Annotated in this window: 9 protein-coding genes; 2 read left to right on the forward strand and 7 right to left on the reverse strand. The window is 60.6% G+C overall.

Going from position 1 to position 10637, the window contains the following annotated elements; translation table 11 throughout:
- Positions 1-294 precede the first annotated feature (294 nt).
- Together IC37_RS28385 and IC37_RS28390 are read right to left on the reverse strand one after the other, a co-directional pair.
- Positions 295-564, reverse strand: a complete 270-nt coding sequence (locus IC37_RS28385) for a hypothetical protein (RefSeq protein WP_030130043.1) — start codon at positions 562-564, stop codon at positions 295-297.
- Complete coding sequence (locus IC37_RS28390) at positions 554-1345, reverse strand: VacJ family lipoprotein (protein ID WP_030130042.1); 792 nt, start codon at positions 1343-1345, stop codon at positions 554-556. Before IC37_RS28390 ends, IC37_RS28385 begins: the two co-directional genes overlap by 11 nt.
- A gap of 166 nt (positions 1346-1511) precedes the next feature.
- On the opposite strand from IC37_RS28390, the gene IC37_RS28395 reads away from it, so the two are divergent.
- A complete protein-coding gene (locus IC37_RS28395) occupies positions 1512-2222 on the forward strand; it encodes a response regulator (RefSeq protein ID WP_030130041.1) in 711 nt (236 codons plus the stop codon).
- A complete protein-coding gene (locus IC37_RS28400; protein ID WP_030130040.1) occupies positions 2219-3574 on the forward strand; it encodes an ATP-binding protein in 1356 nt (451 codons plus the stop codon). Before IC37_RS28395 ends, IC37_RS28400 begins: the two co-directional genes overlap by 4 nt.
- 204 nt (positions 3575-3778) lie before the next feature.
- Here the strand turns inward: IC37_RS28400 and IC37_RS28405 are convergent, their stop codons facing one another.
- From IC37_RS28405 to IC37_RS28425, 5 genes are all read right to left on the reverse strand, one after another.
- Entirely contained in the window at positions 3779-4000 is a 222-nt protein-coding gene (locus IC37_RS28405; RefSeq protein ID WP_030130039.1) for a formate dehydrogenase subunit delta, read from the reverse strand.
- Entirely contained in the window at positions 3997-6885 is a 2889-nt protein-coding gene (gene fdhF / locus IC37_RS28410) for a formate dehydrogenase subunit alpha (protein ID WP_030130038.1), read from the reverse strand. Before fdhF ends, IC37_RS28405 begins: the two co-directional genes overlap by 4 nt.
- Positions 6882-8444, reverse strand: a complete 1563-nt coding sequence (locus IC37_RS28415; protein ID WP_030130037.1) for an NADH-quinone oxidoreductase subunit NuoF — start codon at positions 8442-8444, stop codon at positions 6882-6884. The genes fdhF and IC37_RS28415 overlap by 4 nt, the downstream gene beginning before the upstream one ends.
- The gene (locus IC37_RS28420; RefSeq protein ID WP_030130036.1) at positions 8441-8917 is read right to left on the reverse strand and encodes a formate dehydrogenase subunit gamma; all 477 of its coding nucleotides are present in this window, start codon (positions 8915-8917) and stop codon (positions 8441-8443) included. Before IC37_RS28420 ends, IC37_RS28415 begins: the two co-directional genes overlap by 4 nt.
- A 499-nt stretch (positions 8918-9416) precedes the next feature.
- Positions 9417-9746, reverse strand: a complete 330-nt coding sequence (locus IC37_RS28425) for a hypothetical protein (RefSeq protein ID WP_030130035.1) — start codon at positions 9744-9746, stop codon at positions 9417-9419.
- Between the last annotated feature and the right edge of the window lie 891 nt (positions 9747-10637).

Below are 10637 nucleotides of genomic sequence, written 5' to 3' on the forward strand. Positions count from 1 at the left end.
TGTGGGGTTTCCCCATGTGAGAGTAGGTCATCGTCAAGATTGAATTCCGAAACCCCTATCTGCATATGCAGGTAGGGGTTTTGTTTTGTCCGCAGGAAAGTTCGTACAGCATCATCGGACCGCTCCGGTCTGATTGCGATGCTGTCCCGTCGGTGTTTATCGATGCCGATTGCCAAGGCGCGGCATACCGTGGAACCACCGATTACGATGGAGGGGTTTGCGTTGCACTTGGCCTGGCATACGCGGCGGGATGATGACCGGAAGACTTCCATCCTCCGTATCATCACCCTGAAATCAAGGCAGCGACTGGCTGCTCGCTCTCATGACCCCCGCCTCACCATTAGCCACGAGCCAACGAAACAGCTCGGCCACCGACACCGTGTGGCTGCGCTCTATCCAGCGTACCAGCGCCGGGCCGTAGTGTTCGGTGTAACGGGTGAGCACCAATTGGCGACAGTCCGGTGACAGGCGCAGGGTGATTTCCCGACAGTGCAGATGCAGATTGGCTGAGTCATCACGGATTACCCGTTGCTGCAGAGTCAGGCTATTGTTTTCAGAACCCATCGGCCGGTGCTCCTGTGCATTGAGGAGTGGTGTTCTCTGGCGAGCCTTGTTTGCCGTCGGCCACGTAAGCAGCACGATGCTCGGCCACCACATTACGCAACGCGCTGTAATAGTCCGGCAGTTTTTGCAGGCTGTCGGTCAACGGTAAGGCTTCTGCCCGACCGTCGACGATGCCACCAACAGTGTTGATAGTGGATAGCATGTCCACGGTATCGCTATTGCTGCCGAACGGGTCGACCACAAAACCGAGCACGCGCCCGGCGGCATCGCGGCTGTTGGAGGTGCCGAACAGCGGCAACTCAAGGATCGGACCGTTGGCGATGCCCCACACGCCGAAGGTCTGGCCGAAGTCCGCATCGTGGCGCGGAATACCGGCCATGCCGGAGACGTCGATCAAGCCCACCACCCCGACCGTGGTGTTCAGCGCGAAACGTCCCAGAGTATTGACCGAGCGCATCGGGTTACCTTGCAGCAGGTCATTGATAAAGACCTTGGGCTCACCGAAGTTCGCCACAAAGTTATGCACACCGGTCTGGAAAAAGTCCGGCAAGTAGCGATAGCCGCGAGCGACCGGCGCCAGAGCGTAGTCGTCGACCGTCCGGTTGAAAGCGAAGACTCCGCGATTGAACGGTTCCGCCGGGTCGTACACCGAATAGGTGATGTCGGCGCAGGCCACGTCGGTGGTGGACGGCGGATGGCTGCTGCAACCCGTCAGCCCTGCGGCCAACACGGCGATTGAGGTGTTGCGGGCCAACCAGGGAGCACGCTTGAAAGGCAACATGGATGCAAGTCTCAGGAGGAATTCGCCGTGATGCTGAGCTCCAAGCCTTGCGCAAAGATGTCTGGTTTATTGCGGTGCTGACGTTTTATTGCAGAGTTGAAATATATGACGCGGGGCCATGAATGGTTTTAGATGGCGGTTCCATTCGCCCCTTAAGTGACCTTCGGTGAACAGCCTTTTAATTGTGGACGATGACCTTGAAGTCCTCGATCTCCTGAAAAAATTCTTCATGCAGCACGGCTACAGCGTCGAGGTCGCCACAGACGGTGCATCGCTGTGGTCGGCCATCGAGCGCCAGGCGCCGGACCTGATCATTCTGGACGTGATGTTGCCCAGCGACAGCGGGCTGGTCCTGTGTCAGCAACTGCGGATTCGACACGCAATACCGATAATCATGCTGACGGCCATGGGCGAGCTCAGTGATCGGGTAGTCGGTCTGGAGCTGGGCGCCGATGATTATCTGACCAAACCCTTCGACGCCCGTGAACTGCTGGCCCGGGTGCGCGCTGTGCTGCGCCGGGTGGACGAGTGCCGTCCGGTGTCGCAGGAGCGGCCTCGTCCGCTGATCGACTTCGCCGACTGGCACCTCGACGTCACGCGCCGTGAATTGCGCTCGCCGGACAACGTGATGATCCCGCTGTCGGCCGGTGAGTTTGACCTGCTGCTGGTCTTCGTCGAACACCCCCAACGCATTCTCACCCGCGAGCAGTTGCTGGACCTGGCGCGTGGGCATAGTCATGAAGCGTTCGATCGCAGCATCGACGTCCAGGTCAGCCGCCTGCGACGCAAACTCGAGTCCGACACCAAGCGGCCTGCAATGATTCGCACCGTGCGCAATGGTGGTTACCTGTTTACCCCCAGCGTGACGCGGAGATGAGCTGGCTGAAACGGATTCGCGCCCGAGACTGGCCGCAAGATACGGTGGCGCGCTGGATCGCGTTGACGATCATCCTGACCATGCTCATTTCACTCGCGCTCAACGGACTGTTTATCCAACTGGCCGGAGTATGGGCGCGCCCGCCGCTGACCGAAATCGGTTTGCTGGAAAAAGCCGCCGCCATCGCCCGCATCATCGAGGCTGCCCCGACGCCACTGCGCAGCCAATTGGCACAAGCCGCCAACGAGAGCGGCTTCACTGTCACTTGGCACCCTGATCGGCACGATCTCAATCTGCCGACAGTGGACGATCCGAAGTCTGACATCGGCTCGACCATCCTGCAGCCGATGCTCAGAGCCCCTGACAGGCGCATCGAAGCCTATGAACCGGCCGACTGGACGGAGCACACGGCGGACGCGCATTACGCGCTGCTGATCGAGCTGTCCGACTCATCGTGGCTGATGTTCTCCGCGCCCTCGCGCAGTTGGGGGCTCGACGAAGCGCCACGCTACCTGATCGTCATCCTGCTGGTGCTGATCTCCACCGCACTGGTCGCGCTGATCGCCACCCGACGCCTCGCCACACCTTTGCAGCGCTTCGCCGAAGGCGCCCGGCGCTTTGGCACGGACTTCCGCGCACCGCCCATCGAACCGCTTGGCCCCCACGAAATTCGCCAGGCCATTCTCGCGTTCAATGCCATGCAGGCGCAGTTGCAACACTTCATCCGCGATCGCACGCAAATGCTCGCCGCCATCTCCCACGACCTGCGCGCTCCCCTGACGCGGATGCGTTTGCGGGGGGAATTCATTGAAGACGCCGAGCAACAGCAGCGCTTGTTTCGTGACGTGGATGAAATGCAGGCGATGATCAACTCGGCGCTGGAGTTCTTTCGTGATGATGCGCGGCTTGAACCGGCGACCCAGTTTGACCTGGCGGAACTGCTGCAAACGTTGCTTGATGATTATCGGGATCAGGGAGTCGACATTACGTTCAGCGGGCCGCTGCGGTGGGTGTATTTCGGGCGCCCGTTGGGGCTTAAACGGGTGATGACCAACTTGCTCGACAACGCTATCAAGTACGGCAGTGAGCCGGGGATTGAACTGAACCCGAGCGCTGGTCAGGTGCGGATCAAAGTATTGGATCGTGGGCCGGGTATTCCGGATGCCTGCCTTGAGCAAGTGTTTGTGCCGTTCTTCCGGATGGAGGGCTCAAGGAACAAAAGCACTGGGGGTGTTGGTTTGGGGTTATCGGCGGCGCGGGCAATTGTGCTGGAACACGGAGGCGAGCTGACACTGCGTAATCGGTCGACAACGGGCGGGTTGGAAGCGTTGGTGGTGTTGCCGGTGCATTAGTCCCAAAGACTCGCAATACTGCTCACATAATGTCGAAACGATCAAAAACCTGTGGCGAGGGAGCTTGCTCCCGCTGGGCCGCGAAGCGGCCCCCTTATCTTCAAAAAGAATGGGCCTGCTGCGCAGTCCAACGGGACCAAGCTCCCTCGCCACAGTTTTCAGTCAACAGGCCAAGGGGCAATCCTCCCCAAGGATCGTGTAAACCTAAGCCTCCCAGCCCGCCCCACTGACCGCTTCCTGCGCCAGTGGATGCAAGTCTGCCCCCTGATGCGCCGTTTGCCAGGCCAGCAACTCCTTGCGCATGCCGGGCGTCCAGTACATCTGCAGGTGATTACGCACGCCGAGCACGGCCTGTTGCTGGTCCGGTTCGCTGGCGAAGTATTGGGCGATCTGGTTGGCCATTTTGATCAGGTTGTCAGTGCTCATCGGCGCACCTCGGCTTTTGTTCCGGCGGTGCGTGCCTGGCGGCGTTCGTCGAGCAGACGTTGTTGTTCGTCGCTGAATGCCTGATAGCGTTTTTGCCACTCGGAAGGGTGGTAGACGCGGCTGACCTCCACGGCGGTGACCTTGTACTCCGGACAGTTGGTGGCCCAGTCGGAGTTGTCGGTGGTGATGACGTTGGCCCCCGATTCAGGGAAGTGGAAGGTGGTGTACACCACGCCCGGGGCTACCCGTTCGGTGATCCGCGCACGCAGTACGGTCTGTCCGGCGCGGCTGCCGATGCCGACCCAGTCACCTTCGTTGATGCCACGGCTCTCGGCGTCGGTAGGATGGATTTCCAGGCGGTCTTCGTCGTGCCAGGCAACGTTCTCGGTACGCCGGGTCTGGGCGCCGACGTTGTACTGGCTGAGGATGCGCCCGGTGGTCAGCAGAAGCGGATAGCGATTGTTGACCTTTTCCTCGGTGGGCACGTAACCGGTGAGCATGAAACGCCCCTTGCCGCGCACGAATTCCTCGATGTGCATGGTCGGCGTGCCGTCCGGTGCCGCGGCGTTGCACGGCCATTGCAGGCTGCCGTGGCGATCCAGTTCGGTGTAGCTGACGTTGGTGAAGGTCGGCGTCAGGCTGGCGATTTCATCCATGATTTGCGATGGATGCTGGTAATTCATCGGGTAACCCAAGGCGTTGGCCAGGGCCACCGTGCCTTCCCAGTCGGCCTTGCCGCCCAGCGGCTCCATGACCTTGCGCACCCGGGAGATGCGCCGTTCGGCGTTGGTGAAGGTGCCGTCTTTTTCCAGGAACGAGCTGCCCGGCAGGAACACGTGGGCGAACTTGGCGGTTTCGTTGAGGAAAATATCCTGCACCACCACGCATTCCATGGCCGACAGCGCTGCGGTGACGTGCTGGGTATTGGGGTCGCTTTGGGCGATGTCCTCGCCCTGGCAATACAGGCCCTTAAAGCTGCCGCCCAAGGCTGCCTCGAACATGTTGGGAATGCGCAGGCCAGGATCGGGTTGCAGGGTGACATTCCAGGCCTGTTCGAACTGCGCCCGTACCACCTCGTTGGAGACGTGCCGGTAGCCGGGCAGCTCGTGGGGGAAGGAGCCCATGTCGCAGGAGCCCTGAACGTTGTTCTGTCCACGCAGCGGGTTCACGCCCACGCCTTCGCGGCCTATGTTGCCCGTGGCCATGGCCAGGTTGGCGATGCCCATGACCGCGGTGCTGCCCTGGCTGTGCTCGGTGACGCCCAGGCCATAGTAGATCGCCGCATTGCCGCCGGTGGCATACAGGCGAGCGGCGGCACGGATGTCGGCAGCGGCGACGCCGCAGATGGGGCCAAGGATTTCCGGCGAGTTTTCCGCGCGGCTGACAAACTCGCTCCAGCGGGCGAAAGCGCTGCCCTCGCAACGGGCGTCGATAAAGGCCTGGTCGAGCAAGCCTTCGGTGACAATGACGTGGGCCAAGGCGTTGAGCATGGCGACGTTGGTGCCCGGGCGCAGGGCCAGGTGCAGTTCGGCGCGGGCATGCACCGAGTCCACCAGATCAATGCGTCGTGGGTCGATGACGATCAGCCGCGCGCCTTCACGCAGGCGGCGTTTGAGTTGGGAGGCGAACACCGGGTGGGCGTCGCTGGGGTTGGCGCCCATCACCAGGATCACGTCGGCCTGCATCACCGAGTCGAAACTCTGGGTACCGGCGGACTCGCCAAGGGTTTGTTTCAGGCCATAGCCGGTCGGCGAGTGGCAGACCCGCGCACAGGTGTCGACGTTGTTGTTGCCGAACGCGGCGCGCACCAGTTTTTGCACCAGGTAGGTTTCTTCGTTGGTGCAGCGGCTGGAGGTGATGCCACCAATGGAGTCACGGCCGTATTTTTGCTGCAGTCGGCGGAATTCGCTGGCGGCGTAGGTCACCGCTTCATCCCAGCTGACTTCCTGCCAAGGGTCGTTGATGTGCTGGCGGATCATCGGCTTGGTGATGCGATCCGGATGAGTGGCGTAGCCCCAGGCAAAGCGCCCTTTGACGCAGGAGTGGCCGTGGTTGGCCTGGCCGTTCTTGTCTGGAACCATGCGCACCAGTTGGTCGCCTTTCATCTCGGCGCGGAACGAGCAGCCCACGCCGCAATAGGCGCAGGTGGTGATCACGCTACGTTCGGGCTGACCCAGTTCGACCACGCTTTTCTCCATCAGGGTCGCGGTGGGGCAGGCCTGCACACAGGCGCCGCAGGACACGCATTCCGAGTCGAGGAAGTTATCGCCACCGGCGGCCGCGACCCGGGATTCGAAACCGCGCCCGGTAATGGTCAGGGCAAAAGTACCCTGGGTTTCTTCGCAGGCGCGCACGCAGCGATTGCAGACGATGCACTTGCTCGGGTCGTAGTCGAAGTAGGGGTTGGAGGTGTCCTTCACGTCGGCCAGATGATTGTCGCCTTCATAGCCGTAACGCACTTCCCGCAGGCCAACCTGGCCGGCGACAGTTTGCAGCTCGCAGTTGCCATTGGCCGAGCAGGTCAGGCAGTCCAGCGGGTGATCGGAGATGTACAGCTCCATGACGTTGCGACGCAGGGTGGCGAGCTTCGGCGTCTGGGTGTGCACGCTCATGCCTTCGCTGACTGGCGTGGTGCAGGACGCGGGGTAGCCGCGCATGCCATCGATCTCCACCAGGCACATGCGGCAGGAGCCGAAGGCTTCCAGGCTGTCGGTGGCACACAGTTTGGGAATAGTGGTGCCCAGCAGCGCGGCGGCGCGCATCACCGAGGTACCTTCGGGCACGCTGATGCTGCGGCCATCGATGTTCACGGTGACCTGCACCTGGCTTTCGCGGGCCGGGGTGCCCAGGTCAATATCTGTTTTCGGGTCGAAGAGAGTGATCATTGGTCGGCCTCCGAGGACTGCAGACCGAAGTCGGCGGGGAAGTACTTGAGGGCGCTGACCACCGGATAGGAAGTCATACCGCCCAACGCGCACAGCGAACCGTATTGCAGGGTGTCGCACAGGTCCTTGAGGATGATCACCTGCTCATCGCGACTGCTCTGGTCGGGCGCGGCCAACAGGCGGTCGATCACCTCGACGCCGCGGGTCGAGCCGATGCGGCATGGAGTGCATTTGCCACAGGATTCCTCGGCGCAGAACTGCATCGCGAAGCGCGCCATGCGGGCCATGTCCAGAGTGTCGTCAGCCACCACCACGCCGCCGTGACCGAGCATCGCGCCGATGGCGGCGAAGGCTTCGTAATCCAGTGGCGTGTCGAATTGCGCGGGTGGCACCCAAGCGCCGAGGGGGCCGCCAACCTGGGCAGCCTTCAGCGGCCGGCCACTGGCGGTACCACCGCCGTAGTCTTCCACCAGTTCCCGCAGGGTCAGGCCAAAGGCCCGTTCCACCAGGCCGCCGTGACGAATATTGCCCGCCAACTGGAAGGGCATGGTGCCCAGGGAGCGGCCCATGCCGTAATCGCGATAGAACTGCGCACCCTTGGCCAGAATCAGCGGCACCGAGGCCAGGGTAAGTACGTTGTGCACCAGCGTCGGCAGGCCGAACAATCCCTGCAAGGCGGGGATCGGTGGCTTGGCACGGACGATCCCGCGCTTGCCTTCGAGAGAGTCCAGCAGCGCGGTTTCTTCACCGCAGATGTAAGCGCCGGCACCGACTCGCACTTCCATATCGAAGGCCTGGCCGCTGCCGCCGACATTGGCGCCGAGGTAACCGTTCGACCGGGCAATCTCCAGCGCGTTGCGCAGGGTGATCACGGCATCCGGATATTCCGAGCGCACATAGATGTAGCCGTAGGTGGCGCCGACGGTAATGCCGGCAATGGCCATGCCTTCGATCAGCAGGAAGGGGTCGCCTTCCATCAACATACGGTCGGCGAAGGTGCCGGAGTCGCCTTCGTCGGCGTTGCACACAATGTATTTCTGCGCAGCCTGAGTGCCGCGCACCGTGCGCCATTTGATCCCGGCGGGGAACGCCGCGCCGCCACGGCCACGCAGGCCTGAATCGAACACCTCAGTCGCGGTCTGTTCGCCACCGATGGCGACGGCTCTTTTCAGACCCTCGAAACCACCATGATCCACGTAATCGTCGATGTACAGCGGCCGAGTGATGCCGGCGCGGGCAAACAGCAGGCGTTGTTGTGTCTTCAGATAGGGCAACTCTTCCACCAGGCCCAAGGCCAGCGGATGAGCAGATGGCTCGCCTTGCAAGGCATCGAGAACTGATGGCACATCGGCAGCGGTCAGCGGGCCGAAGCCGATACGGCCTTGCGGGCTGTCCACTTCCAGCAGCGGTTCCAGCCAGTACAGGCCGCGAGAACTGGTGCGTTGCAACTCCAGAGGCACAAAGCGCCCCCGGGCATGGGTGATCAGGGCCACCGCAACCTCTTCGGCACCCACGGCACGGGCCAGCGAATCACGGGGCAGATAGAAAGCCGGCATCATGCGTCCTCCCGGCAAGCATCGAGCAGGGCATCCAGACGCTCGGGGCTGAGCCGCGCATGCACCTGACCATCCAGCTCCAGGGCTGGCGAGCAGGCGCAGGCACCGAGGCAATACACCGGGCGCAGACTGATGTTGCCGTCGGCGCTGCTGCCGTGGTCGTCCAGTTGCAGGCGTTCGCGCAATTGCGCCGCGAGCTGCTCGGCGCCACGGCTCTGGCAGGACTCTGCCCGACACAGACGCAGAATATGCCGGGCCGGAGGCGCGGTGCGGAAGTCATGGTAGAAGCTGATCACCCCGCGAACCTCGGCCTGACTCAGGTTGAGGGCATGGGCAATCTCGGGGATGGCGGCATCGGGGATGTAACCGATGCCCTCCTGAATCTCATGAAGGATGGGCAACAGTGCGCCGGGGGAGCGCTTGTGGCGCTCCAGCAGACTGTTGACCATAGGCAGGTGCAACATCTCATCAGGCATACAGCATTCCTCACGATCACGGACAAACCAGGTGGTTGTCAGTTGTCCGAAAGTGTCGGCTGCGGCAGTCACACCACGTCACGGTATCGTGGCATTTTCAGGCCGTTGGCCAGGCACCCTGAGCGGGCATCTTGTTGGGCCCGGTGCGGTCTTTGCCGCACCTCTTCAGGGCATAACAGGCAGCTTGCCATGCTGCCTTTGATTCATCTGCACCAAAGCGACGTGTTCGATTCTGTCTACGACTACCTGTTAAGTCTAGAAGAGTGCAGGCCGAGGCGTCGTCCTCGATCGTTATGCCTTTCGCTTCAGGGTTTATGCACAACGTACTGCCGTTGGGGAGGCGACGGTTGAGTTTGGATGCTAGAGATTTCGAAACTGATTTCCGAGCATTTAAAAGCCCCGAAAACCTCGGGGCTAGTAATTTACACGTCAGCTTCTGCTTGTTTATCAGGCCTGGATAGCTAGCAGATCTGATAGGTATCTGAGTGCCTACCTTCATTCATTGAATATCTTTCAGATAATCTTTGAGCGCGATAAGAGGGGCATCAATCTGCTCCAATATCTGAATACTGGCAAATTCACCCGCCAACCTCTGCAACTCCCGCCCCAACGGCTTATCCACACCGCCGATGGCTTCCAGCGCCAAACGCACACACTCATCCACTTTCAACTGAATCGCCTCGACATCCCCCTGGCGCACCAGCAACTCAAACACATCCCTCTGGTAGTCACTCATGACCAGATCGTCACGCAAAATCGGGCTTTGACCTTCCGACTCATAAGCCAGTTTGAGTGAAAAGAGGGCAACGGTTTCCAGTTGCAATTCCATGGGGGGAATCCTTGTGAAATGTTCCGCCGGTACGGGCGGCGGAGTAGCAAGATCAAAAGATCGCTGGCAAGCCAGCTCCTACAAGACCGCGGCGGGGCGAGGTCACTTTTCTACAGACGAAAAAAAAGGCCTTGCAAAGCAAGACCTTTCTTAATTTTGGTGCCCGAGGGAGACTCGAGACTTCCATATAATCCGTGGCTTGCAGCTTAATTATACGAGTAGGGATACATGTAGGGATACAACGTGGCGCGGCCTACTCGATTCCGCGCCACCTTACGCGACGCAGCTAATCGCTTCAACCTTAGGTCGTATGGCACGGAGTACAGCAGTAGTAGCATCCGTTGATTCTCTCATTCGCCCAATTCGCCCGAGCTGCGGCAACAGCCCCGTAGCACGTGAGATGGTTTCCCAACGCAATTTGATTCGTTAGCAGCGGCATAAAGCTACAGCCGGTTGTGGTGTTGTGTACTTCGTAGTCGCCGTTAGGCTGAATATTTTTATTTTTGATGAATGTTTGCATTTGCTAAGCCCTCGCTTCCGTGTGGTAGGTGTGTTGTGGCCCAGGTACAGATACTCCATCAGCTTGCTTGGTCGCTGGTTCAATAGGGTGATGGTCAGCTGAGGTGGAGATTAGCTTGAGTGAACTGGAACGCAACTGCCTGCCCGGATTACGCCGGGGCCCCTGGAGGCTTTCGCTTAGTACGGGGTCGGAAACCCGCGGCATCGTGTTAGCGACAGGCTACGCAGCTTACTGAAATTTCCAACGTTGAAATTGAAAGGATCTTGAAGAAAAAGGGGCATCGTTACCGTGTCGGTAATGATGCCCCTGGGACTGTCATAAATTTTGTGTTCGGGCATAACATGTTGAAGAGGTGCATGTATGCCAACCAA

The organism is Pseudomonas sp. QTF5, from assembly GCF_000512695.2.
Taxonomy (GTDB): domain Bacteria; phylum Pseudomonadota; class Gammaproteobacteria; order Pseudomonadales; family Pseudomonadaceae; genus Aquipseudomonas.

Bases quoted from the DNA above. Each gene is read 5' to 3' on its own strand.
- IC37_RS28400 (WP_030130040.1), top strand. From the start codon at position 2,219: ATGAGCTGGCTGAAACGGATTCGCGCCCGAGACTGGCCGCAAGATACG.
- IC37_RS28385 (WP_030130043.1), bottom strand. From the start codon at position 564: ATGGGTTCTGAAAACAATAGCCTGACTCTGCAGCAACGGGTAATCCGT.
- IC37_RS28405 (WP_030130039.1), bottom strand. From the start codon at position 4,000: ATGAGCACTGACAACCTGATCAAAATGGCCAACCAGATCGCCCAATAC.
- IC37_RS28390 (WP_030130042.1), bottom strand. From the start codon at position 1,345: ATGTTGCCTTTCAAGCGTGCTCCCTGGTTGGCCCGCAACACCTCAATC.
- IC37_RS28420 (WP_030130036.1), bottom strand. From the start codon at position 8,917: ATGCCTGATGAGATGTTGCACCTGCCTATGGTCAACAGTCTGCTGGAG.
- IC37_RS28425 (WP_030130035.1), bottom strand. From the start codon at position 9,746: ATGGAATTGCAACTGGAAACCGTTGCCCTCTTTTCACTCAAACTGGCT.
- IC37_RS28415 (WP_030130037.1), bottom strand. From the start codon at position 8,444: ATGATGCCGGCTTTCTATCTGCCCCGTGATTCGCTGGCCCGTGCCGTG.
- fdhF (WP_030130038.1), bottom strand. From the start codon at position 6,885: ATGATCACTCTCTTCGACCCGAAAACAGATATTGACCTGGGCACCCCG.